We start from the raw sequence: 23,147 nt of genomic DNA, 5'->3' as shown, positions 1-23,147 counted from the left end.
TATTCAACAAGTTGTTGAAATATATCGAATCACGCGGTGACGACGGCATGCTCGAACATGCCCCGGTCGTGGCCGCAGACGATCAGCAGATCCGGGCCGCTCGATTGGTAGAGATGCGCCAGCCGGGCATGGTTGTCGCGCACCAGGGCGCGGTCGTGGGCCAGCATGTTCTCCATGACGCTGTGCAACAGCGGAACCGGGGTCCGGCCGTCGACCCGCCCCGGATGCATGAAGGCGTCCCCGGCGTGCAGCACCCAGCGGTCACCGGCGTCCACGGCGACGGCGGTGTGGCCGCGGGTATGCCCGGGCATCGGGACCAGGACGATCCCCGGGCTGATATCGGTGAGCTCCTGGGCGGTGAATCCGCGCCAACTCTCCCCCTCGGCCCGATACTCGACGATCTTCGGAACATGCGCCCACAGCAGCGGATTGAACCGATAACGCTCGGCGCGCGTCGGGGGGCGCATCGCGCCCAGCGCCTCGGCCGCGGTGAGATGCAGTGTGGCATCGGGAAAGTCGGCCAGGCCGCCGATGTGGTCGGAATCGAGATGGGTGGCGATCACATGGCGCACATCGCCGGGATCCAGCCCGAGCTCACGAATCTGGTTCACCGCGGTCTCCGCCGGATCGAGCGCGGGCCGGTTGAAATAACGCGGCACCCCGAGCCGGGTCGCGGGATCAGCGATATCGCGCATCCCGAACCCGGCATCGACGAGCACCAACCCCTCGCCCGTCTCGACGACCAGCACATGACAGACCAGGGTCGCGAACGGCAGCCGCAGCGTGCCGCAATTCAGGTGGTGAACCTTCATGAAGAGCCGCTTTCGAATCGAGCCGGGGACCCGTCTCCCCTACCCGACAGCTAAGCAGACCGGTTACGACCGCGCCCCAAACATCCGTTAAGCGAACTGGAAGGTCGTTTACGAAAGCTGTCGGCAACCGACAGAAGGGAGCCCCGGTGGGAGGGTTCGCGTTTCCGATCATTTTCTTGATCGCCGTGATCGTGTTTCCGGTGTTCCAGGTGACCCCACGCGTGCGATGGCTGAGCCGAGTGCCCGGACGGCACCGACGGTCGCTCGGGGTCAGTCTGACCGCGCGCCTGGGCGGGCGCTGGGTGACGGTCACCGAGTATTCGTACGTGACGCGGTCCGGCTCAGGCGATTCCGAGACCACCACCAGGTATCACTACATCGTGGTAGTGGTCCAGATGGACCGCGCACACCCATGGCTGGCGGTCCACCAGCGCGGCCTGATGTCCCAGTTCGGACGGGCGCTGTTCGGTGACGCGCCGACGGCGACGGGCAATGTCCTGTTCGATTCCCGCTTCCGCATCGACGCGTTCGACGCGGGGCACGCCAAAGTCATGGTGTCCCCCGGGCTCGTTCAGGCCCACATCGCCGGAGCGGTGCCGCAGTGGAGTCTGGTCGGAAACGAATTGCTCACCTATGTAAGGACTTACGACAAGATTCGGGATCCGAATCAGGTTCCGTTGTACGCCGCGCAGCTGTTGCGGGTGGCCGATCTGATGGGGCCGGTCGATGCGGTGCGGTGATCTCAGTCGACGGTGAAGGTGGCGCTGCGGCCGCGGGCGTCGAGGCGGCCGTCGCCCCAGCTGGCGCTGCCGTAGGCGTCGATGTCGATGGCGTAGGTGCCCGACGGCAGGGCTTCCGGGAGTTGGATCGAGGTGCGGTCCTGCCAGTCGACCAGGCCGAGGTAGGTTCGGGTGGGCTCGTCGCGCAGGGCGACCAGGAAGATGCGGGCGGATTCGAATCGCTTGTCCGCGTCCGCGTCCAGGGACCAGCCGATGCCGAGCGAGCGGTGCGCCGGATCGGCGAAATCGACGGTCACGCGCAGCGCCGATCGCTCCTCGAGTCCTGTCTGGGATCTCACAACTGCCTCCCTCGACGCGCGTTCCCGCTGCCCTCCAGGCTGGCACGGACCCGCCCGGCTGGCAATGCGAATCCGCCGCCGATCAGGGCTTTCCCACCACGCTCTCGAGGTACTCGAGCGCGTGGGCCGGATTGTCGGCGAAATAGACCAGCTCCGCGAGCGGCACGGGCAGGAAGCCTTCGGCCTCCATGCGCTCGAACTGGGTCAGCAGGCCGTCGTAGAAACCGGCGGTGTTCAACAACACCACCGGTTTGCGGTGCAGCCCATGCTTTTTCATCTCGAGGATCTCGGTGGCCTCGTCGAGGGTCCCGGTGCCGCCGACCATGATGACGATCGCGTCGGCCAGCCCCAGCAGCTTGGCCTTGCGCTCGGCCAGGTCGGCGGCGATGACCATCTCGTCGGCGTTCACCCGAGCCTTGGCGCGCAGGAATTCCACCGACACCCCCAGCAGCCGACCACCGGACTCCTGCACCCCGTCGGCGACCACCTTCATCAGCCCCACGTCCGACCCGCCCCACACCAGCGTGTGCCCGCCCTTGCCGAGCAGCTCCGCGAATTCGCGCGCGGGCCCGGTGTAGCGCTCGTCGAGGTCGGCCGCCGACAGAAACACACAGATGTCCATGCGGCCACTGTATTGACGCGACTCACGCGGGCCCGAGGCGACCGTATGGATCTCAGGCGACGGTGTGGAACTCAGGCGACGGTGTGGAACTCAGGCGACATCGTCGAGCTTGACCCGCACGGTGACCCGGCCGTTGTCGCGGTCGGTGACCGCGTGCCCGGTGCGGTCGACGCCATTGAGGCGCAAGGAGATCGGCGCGCCCTCGCCCTGGAAATTGCGCCACCAGCTCTTCTTGTCGGGCATGGCGACACCGATGAGAATCTCGTCGCCCTTGCGTCGGTAGTTGACCGGGGTGCTGAAGGTCTTCCCCGAGCGACGACCCGTGTAGGTGATGACGACGAACCCGCGCCCCATGATCGGACCGATCACCGGCAGTTCGGTCAGCGCCACGATCGCGCCGTTGATCTGTGCCACAACGTTTTTCAGTGCCATGTACCCTCCTTGGTTCGGTGGGCACGGTAACACTCGAAACCACAGCCAGCGATCCGACCGGTCCGGATGGCGTTGCCCTGGCACCGGGGCGGCGCTCCCGCCCCGGGCCTGGCGATGCTACGGAACGAGCAGCATCCCGAGAACGCCGTTCACGATGGCGATGACGTCACCGATGAAGTGCGGAATCATGTGCCTGTCCTCCTTCGTGACTATACGAATTTCAATGACTCACCAGTCGGTTCGATCCAAAATCCGCACCGGTGCTGATCCTCTATTCGTAGCCAAAGACTGGACGGATGTCCCGGCGATGCCGTCCCCTCCACGGCACCGCGCGGATCACACTGTGTGGTTGCCGCAACCCGCACGACGACCCGACCCCGGTGGGGTGTCGGTACGCTGAAATACGAAGGGAGACCTACACATCCGCAGGCCAGGGCGGTTCCCGCAAGACTTGCGCCCGGCCGTGAATGAGTAAAGCGGACTTGATAGCTGCGGACAAGCTGACCGACTGACCCTAAATAGGGTCAACGCACTGGACCGGACCCGAATACGGGCGGACCACAGCGGTGAAGGTGTTCGCGGCCCGGCGCGGGAGGTGGACCCGGGTGAGGTCGTCGAGGTGGCGGAATTCGTCGGCGGTGGTGAGACCCAGCGCGCGGCCGAGGGATTCCTGGGTGGGGCGGCTCAGGCCGATCTGCTCGCCGCGCTCGAGTTTCTGAATGGTGCGGGCGGAGAGGAAGGCTCGCTGGCCGAGTGCCTCGCGGGTCAGCCCCAGGCGTTTGCGGTGGAACTCGACGTAGTCGCCGAGGGAGGGCAGGGGAAGTTTCAGCTCATCCGAAGACACGCGCGTTTCTCCAAGCCCTCGAAAACTACCTACAGCTACCGTTCAGCAGACTAGTCGTGGGCGCGGTGTGATCCAGACCTCGGTCCGCCCTTCGGATCACGTCCAGGCCGTAGCCCAGCGCCAGGAAGAACACGAGGACATGAGCGTTCTCGAGGATGGGCTCGGTGTGCCAGGGCTTGGGTAGGACGAAGACGCCGACCGAGGCGAAATCGGGGGTCCACTGGTAGGTCCAGGCACCGGTCGCGATGACCAGCAACGCTGCCGCGATCCACCACCCGGGTCGGGTCTGCGCCCGATGCACCAGGTGCACGAGCAGTGGGACGAACCAGACCCAGTGGTGTCCCCACGAGAACGGCGAGACCGCGCACGCCGTCATGCCGGTCAGCGTCACCGACAGCAGCCGCTCACCGCACCGGTACAGCGCCACGGCGATCGCGACACCCGCGCCCGCGACCATGCCCGCGAGCAGCAGCCACAGCCAGACCGGCGACCCACCCCCGCTGAGATGCGCGAGCACACCGCGAATCGACTGGTTGGCCGGTTCGGTGTCCGGCGCGATGCGCTCGGAATGAAAGAAGGTCGAGAACCAGTACTGCCGCGAATCACTCGGCGAAACCAGCCACGCCAGCGCGACCGTCGCCGCCAGCGCCGCGGTCGCCGTCACCGCCGAACGCCATTGCCGCAGCGCCAGATACTGCACGACGAAGAACGCGGGCACCAGCTTCACCCCGGCCGCCACCCCGACCCCGATCCCCCGCAGCCGAGACCCGGCCGGGCGCGAGAAATCCCAGAGCACCAACAGCATCAGCACCAGATTGATCTGCCCGTAGAACAGCGTGGTGCGCACCGGCTCGAGAAAGACGCAGGTGAGGGCAAGCAGCGCGGCCACACTAGCGAGCCGCGGGGTCAGCCGATACCCGAGCAGCCGCCAACTCATCAGCACGCAGGCGTACAGCACACCCAGGTTCACGAGGAGGAACGCATCGGTGATCCAGGCCGCGGGTACGACCAGACCCGGCATGAACACGATGGCCGAGAACGGCGTGTAGGTGTACAGCAGCCCGCCGACGGTCTCGTCCGCGTACAGCGAATGCCCGTGCAGCAACCGCCAGGCACCCTCGCGGTAGATGTGCACATCCAGCCCGCCCGCGAGGATCCCGGCCTTCTTCAGCCAGGGGTCGACCGTGGTGAACACCAAGGTCACCGCCACCACCGCGCTCAGGCTCAGAGCGAAAACCGTTGCACGGGAGCGAGGAATCTGCAAAGACCGCATGTCGGGCACGGCAGATGAGCCTAGCCATCGACTCCCCGCGATCACGCCCCGCGCTGTGGCACGCCGGTCACGGCGCTCGCCTGCGCGATGATGGCCGACCCCATCCAGCGCCGTAGATATCTGCGCAGTTCGTCCTCGCCGCGCGGCGGGCTCCCCGGCGAGATGAAGAACGACTGCATGGTCCGCAGCAGGAATTCGACCAGCTCACGCAGGGATTCGTCGTCGTAGCCGTAATGCCGCCAGTCCACGTCGAACCGTTTGATCATGGTGATGCCGAACGCCTGCGCCTCCTCGGAGGTGATTCCGGCCGGATCGGCATTGGAGGAGGTGGCCGCGAGCAGCAATCCCAGATGCGGCGTCCGGCGCACCTCGGCGAGCGTATAGACCACGCCCTCGGTCATGGCCTCGACCGGATCGGTGAGCCCGCGCACCCGCGCGGCCAGCCGATCCAGGAACCCGTCCACCGAGGCGATGGCCGAGGCCCGCATGAGCGCGTCGGCGCTCGGAAAGTACCGGTAGACGGTCTGCCGAATGACCCCCAGCGATTCCGCGACATCGGCGATGCTGATCTCCGCGCCGGTGCGCGCGATCAATTCGACTGCGGCGGCGACGATTCGACGGCTCGCCTCCTCATCGTTCTCCGGCGGACTCCCGCCCCACCCGCGCCTTCGTGCCACGGCCCGACCGTAACACGCACCGGCGTGTCAACCGGTATGGCAGGCCCACTGAGCAGGGCTTTCAAATCATACACTTGAACGCACCGATGTATGTTTGTATGTTCACCGGACCTACCCTCACGAAGACGAGGTATCTCCGAAATGACGGATTTGATCGTGCGGAAGCTGACTTTCGCGTTCGAACAACACGACGTGCCGTTCCTCTGGAATCCCGAGAACCCGGCCTTCTCGAGCATGGCCAACGCGGTCTCGTTCCTGGCCATCGGATTCGAGAAGATGATCGTGCAGATGATCACGCAGGCCAAGCCGATGTTCACCGATCCGGAGGTGGCCGAGGAGGCCGACGCCTTCATGCGGCAGGAGGGCCAGCATTCGACCGCGCACCGCCAGCACGTGCGGGGCCTGATCCGCGCCTACCCGGGCTTGCAGGAGACCCTCGACGAGGTGGTCGGCGAGTTCGACAAGCTCACCGCGAACACCCCGCTGAAGTACCGCCTGGCCTACACCGCCGATCTGGAGGCCACCTTCACCTCGGTCTTCAAACTCATGCTCGACAACGAGGCGACGCTGTTCCGCCCCGGCGACGATCGGGTCGCGTCGCTGTTCATCTGGCATTTCGTCGAGGAGGTCGAGCACCGCAGCTCGGCGCTGATCATCTTCGACTCGCTCGTCGGCAGCGATCTGTACCGGATGCGCGTCGCGCCGTCGATCTTCCGGCATGTGCTGCGCATGGTGCGCATTGCCTGCTCGGGGTTCAACAAGCATGTGCCACTGGAGGATCGGAAGATCGACGCGCTGTCGATGTTCGCGACCTACCGCTATCAGCAGCGCCTGGGCAAGGTGCTGCCGCGCTTCGCACTGCCCGACAACGGTCCCGGACCGCGCGCCTTCGACACCCTGCCGCTGGGCGAACAGCTCATCGCGCTGCGCGGAATCATTCGCAGCCAGTTGCCGAAACACAATCCCGCGCACGAGCAGACTCCCGCGTTGGCGGACGTGTGGTTCAAGCGCTATCAAGAAGGCTACGACGTAACCCGTTGGTACACGGCGGCATCGGCCGAGGCGGAGGCGAACTGATGGCCGAGCATTGCGCACCCACCTTCGACCAGCTGGCCCACTCGCTGGGGTTCTCGTGCGACAGCGCGGGCGGGCTGATCGAGGTGAGAAACCCCTTCGCACTGGAGAATTGGACGCTTCCGGTACTGGAGACGACCGTGATTGTCGGATCGGTGCTCGCCCTCGTGCTGGCCATCGTCCGGCTGCGCCGTCAGGGCGATCCGACGAATCTGGTGCTGTGGTTCGGCGCGACCGCGTACCTGTTCATCATCGAGCCGCCCCTGTATTTCCCTGCGGCATTCGGGATTTCGGGGCATGTGGACACGATGTTCGCCCACAATGTGTTCACGGTGGACTTCCTCTGGGGCCGACTGCCGCTCTATATCGTGGCGATCTACCCGTTCATGGCCACCCTCGCCTACGAAATCGTCCGCATGCTGGGCGTTTTCCGAACCCACGGCGCGGTGATCGGCGCGGCCTGCGTCGGATTCGTCCATCACGCCTTCTACGAGATCTTCGATCAGATCGGCCCGCAGCTGCGCTGGTGGGAGTGGTCGACCTCGAACTCGCTCAACCAGCCCATGTTCGATTCGGTGCCGCTGCCGAGCGTGGTGGTGTTCGCGGCGCTGTGGCCGATGTCGTTGGCGTTCTGCGTGTACCGGTTCGTGGGCCGTCACGAGGATCGCGGCGATCGGTTCTCCGGTCTGCAATTGGTGTGGCGCACAATCGTTATCGGACTGCTGGCTTCGCTGGGAACCTTCATCCTCCCGCTGCCGGCCACCGTGTTCGGCGCGGGCAGCACCACGGTTCGCGGCACCCTCTACGCCCTCGAACTGGTCGCCGTGACCCTCGTCGCGATCCCGACCCTGTACCGACGCTGGGTGAGCCTGCGCCGGGAGGGCCCCTCGGAGGCGATCTACACGAACGACTTCGTCCGCGCCTACAGCGTGGTCTACCTGGTCGTCATGGCGGTCCTGTGGCTCACCGCCCTGCCCGATTTCCTCGACGCGACCGACGGCCGCACCCACAACGGCGACCCCATCGGCAACCCCTGGTACACCCTCGCCTGCTTCGCCCTCGCGATCCTCTGCGCCGCAAGCGTTCTCACCCTGCCCCGGTCCGCACGCCAACCGACCAAACCTAGTCCGCACGCCGTGCCGAGCTGAGGTCCAATATTTGCCGATGATTTGCTATAGATTTTTCCTCTGACACGCAGTCCGATCCGCCTCGACCGAGAACGGAGCCAGATGGCCCGAGAGTTGTTGGTTGCCTGCGGTGCCGCGCTGATCGCGGTGGTGATCTTCCTGGTCGGGGATCGGCTGCGCCCGAAATCCTGGCGGCGAGTCAGCGACGAGTCCTCGGGCACGCTGCCCCTGGACCTGGCCAAGACCTTCTTCACGGCGGTCGTCGCCTTCGTCTTCGTGATTTGCTGGCAGCAACACCAGAGCGCCCACGACCACACCGTCACCGAGTCCAAGGGCCTACTAGACGCCTACCGGGCCACCGAGGTCATGCCGGCGGCGGAGCGGCAGCGGGTGCAAGCCCTGCTGCGCGACTACGTCGGCCAGGTGATCGACTCGGAGTGGCCGCTGATGCGGGATCAGGGCCGCCTCAGCGACACCGCCGACGGCACGCTCCGCACGCTGCGCGACACCGTGGTATCGCTGCGGTCGCCGGATTCGGTGGTCACCGACGCGCGGTCGCGGGCGCTGACGGGCCTGGATCAGGTCGCCCACGCACGTCATGACCGGGCCCTCGACCAGGATCGCGACATCCCCGTATTCCTCTACGTCGCAGTGTGTTTCGGTGCGGTGCTGGTACTGCTCAATCCGGTGCTGTCGGGCATCGTGTTCACCCGGCGCAGCGCCGTGATGACGGCATTGCTCGGCATCGTGGTCGGATCGGCGCTGTTGGCCCTGCACGAGATGGAGCGCCCGTACGCCAGCGTGGTCGGAGTCTCCGACGACGCGTTCGTCTACGCCCGATCCCAATGCCGGGACCTGCCCGGCACCCTGGGCAGCAGCACCGAATGAGGCCGCTTCGGTGTCGCGTTCCTCGAATGCGCGGCGCGGCAGCGGGTTTGGTAGTGGCGACCGTTTTCCTGGGCACCGCGGTGCTCTCCGGTGGCAGGTCGCATGCCGACCCGGCGATCCCGGATCCGTTCCTCGGCGAGATCGCGACCGGCAGCGCCGCCGCGCGGGACACCGCCACCGGCAGCGCCGCCGCGGCCATCCCGCTCGCGGTGGGCCCGGCCACCGGCGCTCTGCTCCTCCCCGAGACCGGTAGCGCCGCCTCGACTCTCGACCCCACGGCCGATCCGATCGCCGACCGCCCGATCGCACTCGGCCTCGACGACGGCGTCCTGCTGGCCGCGTGCGGCGGCGCGGCCGCGACGGGCGGCCTCGCGCTCGCGCTCGGCGCGGTCACGGGCAGCACCCTGCTCGGGCCCGCGGTGCTCGTTCCGGGTTCCGCCGGTTGGGGATTGGGCTCGGTCACGCCCGCCCTGCTGGGGTCGGCGGCGCCCGCGGCGACCGGCTCGGCCGCCGCGGCCCTGCTCGGGTCGGCCGGATCGGCGATGACCGGTTTCGCGGCGACCGCCCTGCTCGCCACGGTCGGTTCCGCCATGACCGGCTCGGCGTTGCCCGCCCTGCTCGGCTCGGCGGCAACGGCCACCACCGGTTCGGCCGCGCTCGCCTATTTCGGCGCCGCGGGCTCGGCCCTGACCGGCCCCGGCATCGGCAGCGCGGCCGTGGGCAGCGCGCTCACCGGCAGCGCACTGCTGCTGTGCCTGCTGGCCGCCCCTGTCGCTCCACCCACTCCCGGAATCCCCCTCATCATCCCGTCCCCGACCGCCGCCACACCCGCGGCACCGCAACTGCTCCCGGTCTCCGCCCCTGCGGCTCCGGTCTCCCCGCAACCGCTCCCCACCGCGATCTCCCCCATCCCCGCGGACGCCGATCCCGCCTCTCCCCTCCCGTGGGACACCCTCGAACTGATCACCGTCCTGATTCTGACCGTGATCCTCGCCGCCCCAACCCCTTCCCGACCCGGCCGGGCCCCGCGCTGAGCCGGTGCCGCCGCACCCGCCCTATGCCACCCGACGTTCCGAACTGAGGGTGGAGCCGACGAAGGCGTGAATCGTCTCGAGCATGCGATAGCGGCGGCCGTCGAATTCGATCAGCGACTTGCTGACGAGTCGACTGAGCGGCCCGACGGCATCGCCCGGGCAGACCTCCTCGAGGGCTTCCAGCGTGGCGCCCTCGGGGAACAGCCACAGCCGCTGTGCCATGCGACGTTCCGGTTCCCGCAGCGATTCCCAGCTCCATTCGATGGCCGTGTACAGCGAGCGATGCCGGGCGGCGGCGGCCCGATTGCCCGCCAACAGCCGGAAGCGGTCGTCGAGACGGGTCAGAATCTGGGCGGGCGTGAGGGTGTGGATCCGGGCGGCGGCCAGTTCCAGGGCCAATGGAATACCGTCCAGGCGACGGCAGATGGCGGCAATGGTCTCGTAGTTCTCGCCGGTCACCGTGAACCCGGGGCGGACCGAGCGGGCACGGTCCAGGAACAGGTGCACCGCGGCCGATCCCAGCGCCTCGGCGGGTGCCGCACCGGGCGCGGGCGCGGCCAGCGGGGCGACCGGGAACAGGGTTTCGCCGTGCATGCCCAAGGGCTCGCGACTGGTGGCCAGGACGGTGAGGTTCGGGCATCGGGCGAGCAGATCCGCCAGCAGCCCGGCGATCTCGAGGACGTGTTCGCAGTTGTCCAGGACGAGCAGGAGTTCCGTATCGGCCGGGACCGGACGGTGAATGGGGCAGGCGTGCACCGATTCCGGGCCGGTCGACAGGCCGAGTTCGGCGCGGATGAGCTCGACCGCGCCGACGGCATCGGACACCGCCGCGAGCTCCATGAATCGGCAACCGCCACGCCAGCGACCGGCCGCGCGGGTCGCGGCCTCCAGGGCGAGACTGGTCTTGCCGACGCCGCCGGGACCGGTGAGCGTCACCAGCCGCGTGTCGGACAGCATCTCACCGAGCCGCTTCAGGTCCGGCTCGCGGCCGATCAGACTGGTGAGCCGAACGGGCAGGGCGGGCACGACAACCGTTGTACCACTGCCGATGTGCTCTACCGCGGCCACGAGTTCCGGCGAGGGAGCCACGCCGAGCTCGGTGCGCAGCTGATCGCGGGTGACGTCGAAGACCTCCCGGGCCCGGGCCGCTTGGCCGGTCGCGGTGAACGCGCGAATCAACGTGACCGCCAGCGATTCCCGCAACGGCTCGGCGCGCAACTCCCGAACCAGGGACTCGATCACCTCGCGGCCGCGTCCCAGCGCGAGGTACGCGTCGGCCCGGGCCTCGACCGCGTCGAGCCGCAGCTGATTCAAACGGTCGGCGTGCCAATACAGGTCGGCGTTCTCGACCAGATCGGCGAACGGCTCGCCGCGCCACAGCTCGAGCGCGGCATCCAGTGCTCCGGCCGCGCGCTGCGCGGGCGCACCGACGCCCTCCTCGACCAGGCGCGCGAATCGATGAATATCGATGGCGTCGGCCGCGATTCGCAGCCGGTAGCCACCGGCCGCCGATTCCACGGCCGCCTCGGGCGGCAGCAGCGCGCGCACCCGCTTCACCAAGGTCTGCAGCGCGTTGGCCGGATCGGCGGGCCGGGCCTCACCCCAGATCCCGCAGATCAACGCGTCACAGCTGATCACCCGGCCTGGCTCGAGCGCGAGCAACGCCAGCAGCGTGCGCACCCGCGGTCCGCCCACCCGTCGCACCGTACCGTCTACCGAAATCACCGCTCCCCCAAGCAGTCCTACCTGTCCCACATGACCCTCGCTCGAACTCAACCCACTCGATCCGATTCCCCGTACCGCAAGTCTCACGGGATTTCCGGCGGGCCAGGAAGGGCGGAATGTGCCAGCCGCAAGACAAAAACGTGCCAACTTTGGCGCGTACATGTCAGGGGTGAGCGTTCAGGTGTTCCAACGCCGCACCGCGCGGCGGGCCGAGCGTTGATCCTTGTAGCCGAGCAGGACGGTCTGATCCTGGCGCGCCAGTGGACCATTGACCGTCGAGCGCTGATAGCGCTCCCGCCGCACCTGATCGAGTTCGGCGCGCCAGGTGGTCCCGTGCTCGGCGAGCCGGCGCTGCAGGGAGCGGCGACTCATGAACATGCGGGCCGCCACCCGGTCCACGGTGGCCGAATTGTCGTCCAGGGCGGCGGAAATGGTGGCGGCGAGGTGATCGGTCCACAGCGAGGCGCGTTGCGGCGCGACGGGTTGGGTGGCGGTCGCGTAGTCCCGCAGGATGGCCGCCAGGCGTGGGTCCGCGGTGTGCAGCGGCGTCTCCAGGTCGGCCTTGCGGAAGGTGATGGTGTCCACCGGCGCGCCGAATTCGATGGCCTGGGTGCCGAAGGTCTCGGTCATGCGGGCGTGGCTGCGCGGTGCGGACTGGCAGAAGGTGATGCGCGAAGGGCTCACCGGCGCGGTGGTCACCAGTCGGCCGCGCTGGACGATCGCCGCGAGTCCCCACTGCATGGCGAGTTCTCGGCCGCGGCCGTCGCCATTGATCATGGTGACTTCCCAGGTGACCTCCTCCTCGGTCTCGAGCCCGGGCTCGAAGAAGAAGTTCGTGGTGATCGCGCCGAGATACGGACCGCACTGGGCGAGCCCCTCGCCGAATGTCGGTGCGGTGGAGAACAGGTAGTCGTACAGGCCCACCTGGCCGAGGACGTACTGATCGGCGATTCGGCTGGCCGCGTCCGGATCACCCAGACCGTGCTCGATGACCTCCCAGGTGCGCAGGTACCCGGAACTGGGCACCCGGTATTCCTCGGTTCCGCTCAGCGACCAGCGGGGCAGACCCGATTCGCGTGCGAGCAGCCCGGGTTCGAGCCCCGCCCCCACCGCATGACGCAGCGCGGACTGGGGTAGCAACACATTGTCGGTGGCTTCTGACACCTACTCAGCTTGTGAGCCGCGGTGGGCGGGAACAAGATCGATACATGACATGAGCGTTTAACTGGGCTCAAGGATCGGCTGGCATTGCGCGGTGTCGCGGAACGGGACCTCGCGCGCGGCGTCGACGAAGCCCCGGATGACGTCGGTGTCGCGCTCGGTCAGCCAGGTGGGGGCCCATTCCACCGGCGGGGCATCCAGGATCGGGAGATAGCGGACGTCGGGTCGGCTGTGGAAGCAGACCACCTGCTGGCCGAAGACGTACGCGCCGCGATTCGCTCCGATCAGGCCCAATGCCTCGGCGAGGGTGTCGAATTGCGCGCCGGTGTCGCGTTCGCCGCGGTCGGCGCGCCAGCCGTTGGGGAAGTTGCCGGTGGGTGTCATGCGCAGCAGGTCGATCCCGGCGAGATCGTCCATGGTGACACTCGCGCGTCCGGCATACGGGTGCGCGGCGGCGACGGCCAGCACCCGGCTCTCGGCGAAGAGCACCGGACCGGTCACCATATCGGGCTCCTCGTGCGGCAGGGACACCAGCAGAATGTCGATATCCCGGTCTCGCAACACCTTCAGGCAGTCGGTCGGGGTGACCTCCTTGGGCTCGACCTCCCACCCCGGATACCGCTCCTCGAACAGCACGGCCGCCCGAATCGCCAACTGCCCGGTCGCCGAACTGACGAACCCCACCCGCAGCGCCCCGCACGCCCCGCGCGCGAACGCCCGAGCCTCCGCGAGCCCCGCCACGATCCCGTCGTACGCGGGCCGCAGCCGCCCGTACAACCGCGTCCCCAGCGGCGTGAGCTGTACCTTCCGACTGGTCCGCTCGAAAAGCGGTGCCCCGATATTCCGTTCGAGCTTCTGAATCGTCTGACTGATCCGGCCCGTGGTCACATGCAGGCGCTCCGCGGTCCGGCCGAAATGCAGTTCCTCCGCGAGAACCAGAAAAGCCTCGATCCCCAGCCGGTCGACCATGCGCACCAATCATTGAGCCGAACTAAACGCCGCCAGCATATTGGCCACCGGACCGAACGCGCCACCGGATTGCCGTTGGGCGGCTATCGGTCGATCACCGACAGCGAGCCGCTGCGGTTGTCGACGACGTAGGCGGTGTGGGTGGACGGGTCGACGGCGACGTCGAGTGGGGACTCGCCGACCGTGACGGTGGAGGTGACCAGGTGGGACGTGCCATCGATGATCGACACCGTGCCCTCGGTGACATTGGTGGCGTAGACGGTGTGGGTGCCGGGGTCCAGCGCGACTCCCATTGCGCCGATGGGTGTTCGGCCGAGGCCGACGGTCGCGGTCACGGTGTGGGAGGCGGTGTCGATGACCGAGACCGTGCCGTCGTCGTAGTTCGCCACATAGGCGGTGCGCAGGGCCGGGTCCAGCACCAGCCGCTTGGGGTTGTTGCCGACCTTGATCGTGGCGGTGACCGATCCGGAGGCCGCGTCGATCTCGGAGACCGAACCGTCGTGGTAGTTGATGGCGTAGATGGTGTGGGTGACCGGGTCCACCTCCATCTGCCTGGCGTACCTGCCGACCGCGAACGAGGCGGTCACCGCGCGAGATACGGTGTCTATCACCGCGATCGACAGCCCGTCGCTGGCGTAGAGCGCGTGCGCGGCGGGGTCCAGGGCGATGCCCTGCAGGGCGGAGTGGCCGACCGTGATGGTGGCCGTGACGGAGCGGGACTTCGTGTCCACCACCGAAATCGAGCCGACGCCGCTGGTGTAGAGGGTGTGGGTCTGCGGATCGAGCACCATGGCCGACAGCGCGGAGCGTCCGACCTGCACGGTGGCGGTGACGGTGTGCGACACCGTGTCGACCACCCAGATCGACCCGACGTCATTGTTGCCGACGTAGGCGGTGTGAGTGGACGGGTCCAGCACCACATCCTCGGGGTTGTTCCCGACCGTGAAGGAGGGGGCCTCCGGGAGGGTGGGCGATGCGGTGGTGGGAGTCGTTGCGGCACTGCTCGATTGCTCACTGCGTGTCGCGAACCACGAGGTCGTCGCCAGCACCGCGAGCGCGACGGACAGGATGAGCAGCGCCCGTCCGCGCCGCGGCTTCTTGCCTGCCGGGGTCGGGATCTCGGACTTCTCGGTCATCACGAGCGCCGCCGGTGGCGCTGGAACAGCCTGGGCGACTTGCTGTTCCGCGGGCTGCGGCATGTCGACGGATGCGACAGCGACGGGCTCGGCGAGCGCCTGTCGGGCCGCCTCCGCGAGTTCGGCGGCGGTCTGATAGCGCTTGTCCGGATTCTTCTCCATGCCGCGCGCGATGACCTCGTCGAACGCGGCGGGCACCTCGGGCCGGACCTGACTGGGCCGGGGCGGGTTGTTGACCAGGTGCGCGGTGATCTGGTGTTCCAGGCTGGTGCCGGGAAAAGGCTTTGTGGCGGTGAGGCATTCGTACAGCGAGCAGGTGAGCGCGTAGACGTCCGACCGGGCATCGGCGACCCCGGCCAGTCGTTCGGGGGACATGTAGGCGAAGGTCCCGATCGCGGCACCCGAACCCGTCAGCCCGGCCTGGCCCGCGGTGCGCGCGAGGCCGAAGTCGATCAAATAGACGAAGGCGTCCGCGCACAGCAACATATTGGAGGGCTTCACATCTCGGTGGACCAGCCCTTGCGCGTGCGCCGCCGTCAATGCCGACGCGACCTGGCTCACCACCGAGACCGCCGCCGCGGGCGACATCGGACCGCCCTGCGCGAGCACGGCATCCACGCTCACGCCCTGCACCAGTCGCATATCCAGATACAGCCGACCCTCGATCTCCCCGTACTGGTGAATGGGGATCACGTGTGGGTCGTTCAGTCCCGCGGCGGCACGGGATTCACGCCGAAATCGTTCGCGGAACTGTGGATCGGAGGCGGAATGCGAGGGCAGGACCTTCAGCGCGACCACTCGGTCGCTGCGGGTGTCGAACGCCTCGTACACCCGACCCATCCCACCCTCGCCCAGCACACGAAGCAGCCGATAGTGCCCGAAAGGAGTCCCCGTCTCCACGCCCGTCCACATCCCCCATTGCACTGCCTGTTACGCGCGCACATGGTAACCGAATCAGACAGCTGAGCGGGGCGAACCGAGGCGGTGTCACGCCATCTCGGCACCGGATGTCACGGAATGGCGCGCGGTGTACTCGGTCCGGAGCTGGCGCTTGTAGACCTTGCCGCTGTCGTCGCGGGGCAGGGAATCGACGATGCGGATGTGGGTGGGGACCTTGTAGTCGGCCAGTTGGGACGAGAGTGCTTCGCGGATAACGGATTCCGCGAGGTGTGCGCCGGGGCGCGGTTGGATGTGGGCGGCGACGGCCTCGCCCAGGTCGCCGCTGTCGGGGACACCGAACACCGCGACGTCCTCGACGTCTTCCAGGGCGATGATGGTGTTCTCGATCTCGGCGGGATAGATGTTGACCCCGCCTCTGATCACCACCTCGGAGTCGCGGCCGGTCAGGTACAGGTAGCCGTCGGCGTCGAGGTAGCCGAGGTCTCCGACCCACAGCATGCCGGGTACCGCCGAGGACGGCGCACCCAGGTTGAGGTACTCGAATCGCGGCCAGTAGTCCGCGCCGCGCACATAGACGCATCCGAGTTCGCCTGCGGGCAAGGGGTTTCCGTCTTCGTCGGCGATCGTGACCGCCGATCCGTCGGCGGGGCGGCCGACGCTGCCCGGGTGCGTGAGCCATTCGCTGGCGCTGATCCAGGTGATGGTGCCCGCTTCGCTACACCCGTAGAACTCCCACAGCGCATCCCCGAACAACTCGATGGCGGCCCGTTTGAGCGCGGGCGGGCAGGGGGCGGCGGAGTGGATGACGTGGGTCAGGCTCGACAGATCGTAGGTCGCGCGTTCTTCGGCGGGCACGCTCAGAATGCGGGAGATCATGGTGGGCACGATCTTCACCTGCCGAATGCGATGGGTGTCGACCAGTCGCAGGAACTTGCGCGCATCCCATTTGGGCATGATCACGATCTCCGCGCCCATGCGCAGGCCGAGCACGGCCAACGCGTTCGGACTGGTGTGGTACAGCGGCCCGGCCACCAGCATCGGCACGCCCGGCGCAAGGCCCGCGCGCTGCGCGTTCGCCCCGGCGATGGTGAGCAGCTGTTGCGGCGTCATCTTCTCGCGCGCAACACCTTTCGGCTTCCCGGTGGTACCCGACGTATAGATGACGCCCATGCTGTCGGCGATCGCGCCTTCGATGTGTCCGACCGGATCGGGTTGCGCCGCAATCAATTCCTCGAGCAGCTCGTGACGGCCGGTGGGCTCGGCCAACTTCCGATCCCATCCACCTTCGGCGAGCAACTCCACCGGCATGGCCATCTCGACGATCCGCGCGTCGCTCGCGGCGAGCTCACGCGCCGCCTCCACCACGGGCACGAATTCGGTGTGCGCGAAGATCATTCGCACCTTCGCGTCGGTCAGGACGTGCGCCACCTCGGGACCGGTCCAACGGGTATTGATCGGCAGCGGGTTCGCACCGGTGGACGCGATTCCGACCGACACCTCGAGAAACTCGATGTCGTTGCGCGCCATGATCACACACTTGTCCCCGCGCCCGACCCCCGCCGCCAACACCGCGGCACCCAGCCGCCCCGCTCGTTCGAGCGCATCGGGCTGGGCACGGCGGCGTCCACCGCAGATCAGGGTCGGCGTCTTCGACGCGGCATCGCTCACAGCCGCCAGTCTGCCATCGCGCCGACCCCGCGGATCAGTTGTCGTTGTGGAACAGCAAACGTCCGATCATCTCGCCGAGCGCGTGACCGGAACCCGCGGCACTCCCCGACCCGAACCCGCTGATGTCGGCATTCTGCTGGTTCACGGCGGTCGGCTCGAGCGTGATCTCGGCCGACGCGGTCCCCGCGGTGGCCACGATGGCCGCGGCGACAACGGCCACGCCCAGGCCGGTGCGAACGAGTGCGCTCTTGATGGTCATGGGTTTTCCTCCCCCTGCCGCTCACAGGCGACATAAGTGATCTTGACCACGGAATTCTGTACTGCCACAACAACTCCGCACAACCAACCCGTATCGGTCGCCGTATCGGTATCCAACCCTGGTCCGGCGCGAGTTCGCGAACACGCCGCGATTCTTCCCGCCGGACCAAGGTGGCCAGCTGTTAGCGTCACCAGCTGTGCTGCCGACGACCGACGAGGGGGCTGCGGATCACGGGGGCAGGAGCTGGGACCACAAGTTTTGGGCGGTTCCCCTGGTGGTGGCTATGGGGTTGCTGAGCCTGTTGGCGCTGTCGTATCTCGGGAGCGTTCTCGATCCTCAGCGGCATTTGCACGACTACCCGCTGGTCGTGGTGAACGCCGATCGGGGTGGGTACGGCGGACGAGTCGCGGATGCGGTCGTCGCGGGCCTGCCCACCGACCAGGTGCGGGTGCGGCTCGTCGAGGCCGCCGTCGCGGATGATCTGATGGCGGCCGGAAAAGTGTACGGCGCGATCCTGATTCCCCCGGATTTCACCGCCCGACTCAGCGCCCTCGACGGGCTCGCGGCCGGTGACGGCACCCCGCCACAGCTCGACATCCAGACCAACCCGCGGGCGGGCACGACCGCCGTCACCCTGACCGTGCAGCTCGTCACACCGATCCTCGATCGAATCAACCGGGACCTCGGCACCGAGTCGATCGGCCGCGCCCGAGCCAATGGCGTACCGCTCTCCGACGCGGCCCTGGCCGGTCTCACCGAACCAATTCGCGTGCAGGTCGGCCAGTTCCAGCCGCTGCCCGCGGGGACCGCCAACGGCATTTCCGCCTTCTACTACACGCTGCTGGTGGTGTTCGCCGGGTTCACCGCCAGCTCACTGATCAGCGGCGGCGTCGACGCCGCGGTGAAAGACGGTGGGTCGCCGTCGAAATGGCGGGTGCTGCTGTTCAAATGGGCACTCGCCGCGGTGGTCGCGCTGACCATGGCGGGCGTGTACCAACTCATCGCGCGATGGCTCGGCATGCCGATCACCCATCCGCTGATCCTGTACTGCTTCAGCACCTTCGCCTCCCTGGCCATCGGCATGACCGCACTGGCGAACCTGACGGTCGTATCCACCCTGGCCACCGCCCTGCGCGCCCCCACCCTGACCAACCTCGGCATGCCGATCAACATGCTGCTCTTCGTCGCGCTGGGCCTCCCCTCCTCGGGCGGCATCATCCCCATCGAGGCGGCCCCGCGCCCCTACGGCATCCTCGCCGCCTTCGAGCCCATGCACCAGGTCTTCCTGGGCATCCGGTCGATCCTCTACTTCGATGCCCGCGCCGACGCCGGCCTCACCCGCGCCGTCCTCATGTGCACCGCCGGAACGGCTTTCGCATTAGCGATCGGCATCCTCACCACCCTCGGCTACGACCGCCTGCACAACCACCACCGGCCTCAGCCCAACTCGTAGGACTCCCGGGCAATCCGGAACTTGTGACCGGTGGTGGCGTCGGTGCAGGTGATGCCCTCGGGCATGCTCAGGCAGGTCAGATTGCCCACGGTCGTGGAATGGTTGTAATACAGCGTGGGCAGCCCATCGGCCGCCACCGCGACACTGCCACAACCGAACGCGGGCGCACTGCCCTCGTTCAGCGCGATATGAGCACCCCAACTGCCGCTCTGGCACCAGTCCGGACGGGGCGGCGGGGTGTAGGTGTAATCGGCGACATCGCAGACAACGCTGTCGCCCCCACCGATGGCGGTGGTGAACTGACAGACGATATTGCCTGACGGCGAACGAAATTGAAGCAATTCGGCAGGCATGCCGTGCGCGCTGCCACCGACGGCCACCGCCATCAGAACGCCAGCGCCCGCCGCGAGAACAGATCTCCCTATCACCCGGCCATCGTCCCCACCCAACATTTCAACGGCCTTACAACGCCATTTGGGAGACGGGATAGTACGCGCCAACAAGCGGACAGATCACGCCACCATCAGAAGAAGTCCCTGCTTGCCACGCCCCAGACATTGGGGGACAACAGAATTCGCGGCAACCCTCGCCCTGCTCACCGCACTAGCGTCGGCTCCGTAATCCCCGATCAGAGGAGCGGAACTTGTCCATCGCACGCTTGGCAGCAGCAACACTCATCACGGGCGCGGCCATGCTCACCCTCGGCACGACCGCGGCCACCGCCGATATCCCCCTCGACCCGCCCGCACCCCAACTCCAAACCCCCCAGCCCATCTCCGGCTTCCCCTCCAGCGGCTCGTTCGGCGCCACCTGCACCCCCACCAACGGCGTCATCGTCTGCTGATCACCACGGGTACCCCGGTGACCGATCCTGTCCGATCGGTCACCGAACCCATCCGAGTCGATCTCGCGGACCATGTCCGGGTCGGCGATCACCAGTACTGGTCGCGGGGTCTTGGGGTTGGGCGGGGTGTGGGTTGGCGGCGCTGGGGTGGGGCCGGAGGGCGGGGGTGGGTCGGCGTGGCGACCAGGGTGGTGCCCAAGAAGGCGGCGTCGTAGGCGGATTCGGCGTGCTCGGATTCGTCGATGCCGTTCGCCTCCGCCTCGTGGTCGACGCGGAAGCCGAAGAGCTTGTGGATGATCCACGCCAGGAGCAGGGTGGCCAGGAACGAATACCCCATCACGGCGAGTGCGGCGATGGACTGTCGGAGCAGCTGGGTGATCCCGCCGCCGTAGAGCAATCCGTTGCCGCCCGCCGGATTCACCGAGGCGTCGGCGAAGATGCCGATCAACAGCGTCCCCACCAGCCCGCCGACCAGGTGTACGCCGACCACGTCGAGCGAATCGTCATAGCCGAAGCTGAATTTCAGGCTCACCGCGAGCGCGCAGCACACCCCCGCCGCGATGCCGATGACCAGCGCCCCCAGCGGACCGACGAAGCCGCAGGCGGGCGTGACGGCCACCAGCCCGGCGACCGCACCCGACGACGCCCCGATGGTGGTCGGATTGCCGTCGCGCACCTGCTCGACAATGATCCAGGCCAGCGCCGCCGCACCGGTCGCGATGGTGGTATTGGTGAACGCCAGCGCCGCGAGATCACCTGCGGTCAAAGCGGATCCGGCATTGAACCCGTACCAGCCGAACCACAGCAGCGACGCGCCCAGCAGCGTGAACGGCACATTGTGCGGTCGCGTGATGCTGCGCGGCCAGCCGTGCCGCTTGCCGATCACCAGCGTCACCGCCAGCGCCGCCGCGCCCGCGTTGATGTGCACCGCGGTGCCACCGGCAAAGTCGAATGCCTTGAGCCGGTTGACAATCCAGCCCCCGACATCCGACGAATTCCCCGACGCGTCGGTGTCGGTGAACCCGCTCGAACTGAAAACCCAATGCGCGACCGGGAAATACACGACGGTGGTCCACAACACGGTGAACCCCATCCACGCCCAGAATCGAGTCCGCCCCGCGATCGCCCCCGAGATGAGCGCCGTCGTGATGACCGCGAACATCAACTGGAACATCACGAACGCCATGGTCGGAATCTGGTGTCCCGCCGGCCCGGACACCGTCCCCTGCGTCATCCGCAACAGCGCATGCGACATCCCACCCACCAGCCCCTGAAAGACGTCATTGCCGAACGCCTCGCTGTACCCGTACAACAGCCACAGCGTGCCCACCACCCCCAGGCACATGAAATTCATCATCAGCATGTTCAGCACGCTCTTCCCGCCGACCATGCCCCCGTAGAAGAACGCCAGCCCCGGCGTCATCAACATCACCAGCGCCGCACTGGCCAACACCCAAGCGGTATCTCCCGAATTCACACTCGCACCTCATATCCAACGGGAATTGGGCCACAGCATCGAGAACCACTGTTTCCTCCAAAACCCACCGGCGTTTCAACCCGATGAATTCGCCACCCCATCGAACGCATCCGTAAAGAAACCGCCCGCGCCCTCTACTGAGGTCACGGGCGGTTCTGTTCGGTGGAGCTAAGGGGACTCGAACCCCTGACCCCCACACTGCCAGTGTGGTGCGCTACCAGCTGCGCCATAGCCCCGGATGGTTGCCGATCGGTTTCCGAGCGACTGGGAGAAGGTACACCATGGGGGCCCCTGTGATGCAAATCGGCTGGGCAGGGGGTGGGCGGGCGCGCGTAGACTCGCGGGTGATTCGTTGTCGTCCGGGGTGGGTCGCGGGTACGCGGGCCGCTTCGCGGGGAAGGTCGCACGCGGGTGAGGCTCATCAATGGCCGGTACGAGTTGCGGGGGCTCGTCGGCAAGGGCGGGATGGCCGAGGTCTGGGATGCCTGGGATCGGCAGTTGCGCAGGCAGGTTGCGGTCAAGGTGCTCGATGCCGGGAGTCTCGCGGTGCGGGCGCAGGACGAGCAGGTGGCCTGGCAGCGGTTCGAGCGGGAGGCGCGGATCGCGGCGCAGATGAACTGCTCCAACATTGTGATGCTGCACGACTCGGGGGTGTTCGACGAGAACGGGTGCAGGTCACCGTTTCTGGTGATGGAGTTCATTCACGGGGAGAATCTGCGGCAATACATGCGGGGGCGTGACACGTGGGCGCTGCCACAGATCGCGCGGATCCTGACCGATGCGCTCAGCGGGCTCGTCTACGCGCACTCCAAGCAGGTGGTGCACCGGGACATCAAGCCCGAGAACATCATGATCTGCCGCGACGGCACCGCGAAGCTGGCCGATTTCGGCATTGCCATCGAGATGCGCGAGAACATGCAGCGGCTCACGCGCGCCCATCAGGTGGTGGGCACGCAGAACTACTCCGCGCCCGAGTATCTCGAACACGGGCGGTTCACCCACCTCAGCGACGTGTACTCGTTCGCGGTGGTGTGCACCGAGGTGCTGGAGGCGGTCTTCGCTCCGGCGAACCTGCCGCCGCGGCTGAAATCGGTGCTGGATCAAGCACTCTCACCCGACCCCGCGCTACGTTTCCAATCGGCCGCGGAATTCCAGCACTACTTCCGCGACGCCGTGCATTCCGAGACCCGCGACATCACCCGAAAGGTCAACGGCCCCAGGCCCGACCCGACCACTGTCCCGGTGCGATCGCACACCAGCGTCCTCACCGGACCGGCCCCGCGCACCAATGGCACCGCCCTCCGACCCGCCGAGCACCCGGGCGTCCGCCTCCCCGCCACCGGTCTGTGGGGCATCTTCGTCCACCCGGCACTGGAATACCGACAACGAGTCCTCGAGGGACTCACCCGCGACGATCCCCGCTACATCGGCGGCGTCCTGCTCGGCGCGGCCCTCACCGGAATCGTGGCGGGCTGGCTGGTTTTCGTGCTGCTCGCCTGGGTGATCGTCACCCTCGCCAACCATCTCTGAGGAATCGCGATGAAACATCAACGGGCGGGCCTGGCCTGGCAGCAGTACGTGTACGCCGGATCCCGGGCCTGGCATTGGCTGCGGGTGGCGTCCGGGGTTGGGGCGGGTACTTTCCTGGTCACGCTGCTGTGGCTGACCTACACCGTGCTGCGTTGAGGTGCCCG

The 23,147-nt window shown here is 67.4% G+C and carries 24 protein-coding genes and 1 tRNA gene; 9 read left to right on the top strand and 16 right to left on the bottom strand.

The genetic code is table 11. From position 1 onward, the window contains the following. Positions 1 to 29: 29 nt before the first annotated feature. Positions 30 to 812 carry an MBL fold metallo-hydrolase gene (locus VMT65_RS06340; protein WP_326306964.1) on the bottom strand — a complete coding sequence of 261 codons (783 nt, stop codon included), beginning with the start codon at positions 810 to 812 and terminating at the stop codon, positions 30 to 32. Positions 813 to 958: 146 nt separating this feature from the next. Between VMT65_RS06340 and VMT65_RS06335 the strand changes: the two genes are divergently transcribed. Then, on the top strand, positions 959 to 1,552 hold the full coding sequence (locus VMT65_RS06335) for a hypothetical protein (protein ID WP_326306963.1): 594 nt from the start codon (positions 959 to 961) through the stop codon (positions 1,550 to 1,552). Between the two features lie 2 nt (positions 1,553 to 1,554). On the opposite strand, the gene VMT65_RS06330 is transcribed toward VMT65_RS06335, so the two are convergent. From VMT65_RS06330 to VMT65_RS06305, 6 genes are all read right to left on the bottom strand, one after another. Then, positions 1,555 to 1,890, bottom strand: coding sequence for a hypothetical protein (locus VMT65_RS06330; protein WP_326306962.1), 336 nt, complete (start codon positions 1,888 to 1,890; stop codon positions 1,555 to 1,557). Between the two features lie 82 nt (positions 1,891 to 1,972). After that, positions 1,973 to 2,512 (bottom strand): TIGR00730 family Rossman fold protein, encoded by a 540-nt coding sequence (locus tag VMT65_RS06325; protein WP_326306961.1) that lies wholly within the window; start codon positions 2,510 to 2,512, stop codon positions 1,973 to 1,975. A 90-nt stretch (positions 2,513 to 2,602) separates the two neighbouring features. Next, positions 2,603 to 2,944: a nitroreductase/quinone reductase family protein gene (locus tag VMT65_RS06320; protein ID WP_326306960.1), complete on the bottom strand. Its 342-nt coding sequence runs from the start codon at positions 2,942 to 2,944 to the stop codon at positions 2,603 to 2,605. Between the two features lie 514 nt (positions 2,945 to 3,458). Further along, positions 3,459 to 3,788, bottom strand: a complete 330-nt coding sequence (locus tag VMT65_RS06315) for a helix-turn-helix domain-containing protein (RefSeq protein ID WP_326306959.1) — start codon at positions 3,786 to 3,788, stop codon at positions 3,459 to 3,461. A 25-nt stretch (positions 3,789 to 3,813) separates the two neighbouring features. Then, complete coding sequence (locus tag VMT65_RS06310; protein ID WP_326307464.1) at positions 3,814 to 5,061, bottom strand: glycosyltransferase 87 family protein; 1,248 nt, start codon at positions 5,059 to 5,061, stop codon at positions 3,814 to 3,816. Positions 5,062 to 5,102: 41 nt separating this feature from the next. Then, positions 5,103 to 5,738 carry a TetR/AcrR family transcriptional regulator gene (locus VMT65_RS06305; RefSeq protein ID WP_326306957.1) on the bottom strand — a complete coding sequence of 212 codons (636 nt, stop codon included), beginning with the start codon at positions 5,736 to 5,738 and terminating at the stop codon, positions 5,103 to 5,105. Positions 5,739 to 5,879: 141 nt separating this feature from the next. Here VMT65_RS06305 and VMT65_RS06300 point away from each other — a divergent pair, with 141 nt between their 5' ends. The 4 genes from VMT65_RS06300 (at position 5,880) to VMT65_RS06285 (ending at position 9,861) form a co-directional block, all read left to right on the top strand. Then, positions 5,880 to 6,815 carry a metal-dependent hydrolase gene (locus VMT65_RS06300; protein ID WP_326306956.1) on the top strand — a complete coding sequence of 312 codons (936 nt, stop codon included), beginning with the start codon at positions 5,880 to 5,882 and terminating at the stop codon, positions 6,813 to 6,815. Next, positions 6,815 to 7,960 (top strand): hypothetical protein, encoded by a 1,146-nt coding sequence (locus tag VMT65_RS06295; RefSeq protein ID WP_326306955.1) that lies wholly within the window; start codon positions 6,815 to 6,817, stop codon positions 7,958 to 7,960. Before VMT65_RS06300 ends, VMT65_RS06295 begins: the two co-directional genes overlap by 1 nt. An 81-nt stretch (positions 7,961 to 8,041) precedes the next feature. Next, the gene (locus VMT65_RS06290; protein ID WP_326306954.1) at positions 8,042 to 8,827 is read left to right on the top strand and encodes a bestrophin-like domain; all 786 of its coding nucleotides are present in this window, start codon (positions 8,042 to 8,044) and stop codon (positions 8,825 to 8,827) included. Positions 8,828 to 8,880: 53 nt separating this feature from the next. Beyond that, positions 8,881 to 9,861, top strand: a complete 981-nt coding sequence (locus tag VMT65_RS06285) for a hypothetical protein (RefSeq protein WP_326306953.1) — start codon at positions 8,881 to 8,883, stop codon at positions 9,859 to 9,861. Positions 9,862 to 9,882: 21 nt separating this feature from the next. Here VMT65_RS06285 and VMT65_RS06280 read toward each other — a convergent pair whose 3' ends face one another. The 6 genes from VMT65_RS06280 to VMT65_RS06255 form a co-directional block, all read right to left on the bottom strand. After that, on the bottom strand, positions 9,883 to 11,556 hold the full coding sequence (locus tag VMT65_RS06280) for a BTAD domain-containing putative transcriptional regulator (protein ID WP_326306952.1): 1,674 nt from the start codon (positions 11,554 to 11,556) through the stop codon (positions 9,883 to 9,885). A gap of 207 nt (positions 11,557 to 11,763) precedes the next feature. Next, a complete protein-coding gene (locus tag VMT65_RS06275) occupies positions 11,764 to 12,750 on the bottom strand; it encodes an AraC family transcriptional regulator ligand-binding domain-containing protein (protein WP_326306951.1) in 987 nt (328 codons plus the stop codon). Positions 12,751 to 12,807: 57 nt separating this feature from the next. Continuing rightward, positions 12,808 to 13,716, bottom strand: coding sequence for a LysR family transcriptional regulator (locus tag VMT65_RS06270; RefSeq protein WP_326306950.1), 909 nt, complete (start codon positions 13,714 to 13,716; stop codon positions 12,808 to 12,810). Positions 13,717 to 13,799: 83 nt separating this feature from the next. Beyond that, positions 13,800 to 15,752 (bottom strand): serine/threonine-protein kinase, encoded by a 1,953-nt coding sequence (locus VMT65_RS06265; RefSeq protein WP_326306949.1) that lies wholly within the window; start codon positions 15,750 to 15,752, stop codon positions 13,800 to 13,802. Between the two features lie 87 nt (positions 15,753 to 15,839). Then, positions 15,840 to 17,420 (bottom strand): AMP-binding protein, encoded by a 1,581-nt coding sequence (locus tag VMT65_RS06260; RefSeq protein ID WP_326306948.1) that lies wholly within the window; start codon positions 17,418 to 17,420, stop codon positions 15,840 to 15,842. 34 nt (positions 17,421 to 17,454) lie between these two features. Further along, entirely contained in the window at positions 17,455 to 17,679 is a 225-nt protein-coding gene (locus tag VMT65_RS06255; RefSeq protein ID WP_326306946.1) for a hypothetical protein, read from the bottom strand. Positions 17,680 to 17,962: 283 nt separating this feature from the next. On the opposite strand from VMT65_RS06255, the gene VMT65_RS06250 reads away from it, so the two are divergent. Next, on the top strand, positions 17,963 to 19,132 hold the full coding sequence (locus VMT65_RS06250; protein WP_326306944.1) for a YhgE/Pip domain-containing protein: 1,170 nt from the start codon (positions 17,963 to 17,965) through the stop codon (positions 19,130 to 19,132). Here the strand turns inward: VMT65_RS06250 and VMT65_RS06245 are convergent. Further along, on the bottom strand, positions 19,117 to 19,560 hold the full coding sequence (locus tag VMT65_RS06245) for a hypothetical protein (RefSeq protein WP_326306943.1): 444 nt from the start codon (positions 19,558 to 19,560) through the stop codon (positions 19,117 to 19,119). The two genes, VMT65_RS06250 and VMT65_RS06245, sit on opposite strands and share 16 nt — an antisense overlap. Positions 19,561 to 19,775: 215 nt before the next feature. Here VMT65_RS06245 and VMT65_RS06240 point away from each other — a divergent pair, with 215 nt between their 5' ends. Beyond that, positions 19,776 to 19,976, top strand: a complete 201-nt coding sequence (locus tag VMT65_RS06240; protein WP_326306941.1) for a hypothetical protein — start codon at positions 19,776 to 19,778, stop codon at positions 19,974 to 19,976. A gap of 88 nt (positions 19,977 to 20,064) precedes the next feature. Here VMT65_RS06240 and VMT65_RS06235 read toward each other — a convergent pair whose 3' ends face one another. Both VMT65_RS06235 and VMT65_RS06230 read right to left on the bottom strand, forming a co-directional pair. Then, complete coding sequence (locus VMT65_RS06235; protein ID WP_442790200.1) at positions 20,065 to 21,405, bottom strand: ammonium transporter; 1,341 nt, start codon at positions 21,403 to 21,405, stop codon at positions 20,065 to 20,067. Positions 21,406 to 21,616: 211 nt separating this feature from the next. Beyond that, positions 21,617 to 21,689: transfer RNA gene (locus VMT65_RS06230), tRNA-Ala, on the bottom strand. Positions 21,690 to 21,864: 175 nt separating this feature from the next. On the opposite strand from VMT65_RS06230, the gene VMT65_RS06225 reads away from it, so the two are divergent. Together VMT65_RS06225 and VMT65_RS06220 are read left to right on the top strand one after the other, a co-directional pair. After that, on the top strand, positions 21,865 to 22,983 hold the full coding sequence (locus VMT65_RS06225) for a serine/threonine-protein kinase (RefSeq protein ID WP_326306939.1): 1,119 nt from the start codon (positions 21,865 to 21,867) through the stop codon (positions 22,981 to 22,983). A 9-nt stretch (positions 22,984 to 22,992) separates the two neighbouring features. Next, positions 22,993 to 23,139 carry a hypothetical protein gene (locus tag VMT65_RS06220; protein WP_326306938.1) on the top strand — a complete coding sequence of 49 codons (147 nt, stop codon included), beginning with the start codon at positions 22,993 to 22,995 and terminating at the stop codon, positions 23,137 to 23,139. Positions 23,140 to 23,147: the final 8 nt, after the last annotated feature.

Origin of the sequence: Nocardia sp. CDC153, from assembly GCF_035818515.1 — a bacterium.
Lineage (GTDB): Bacteria > Actinomycetota > Actinomycetes > Mycobacteriales > Mycobacteriaceae > Nocardia.
Note: the sequence above shows the minus strand (reverse complement) of the source record. Positions and strands in the feature narration are given on the sequence as shown.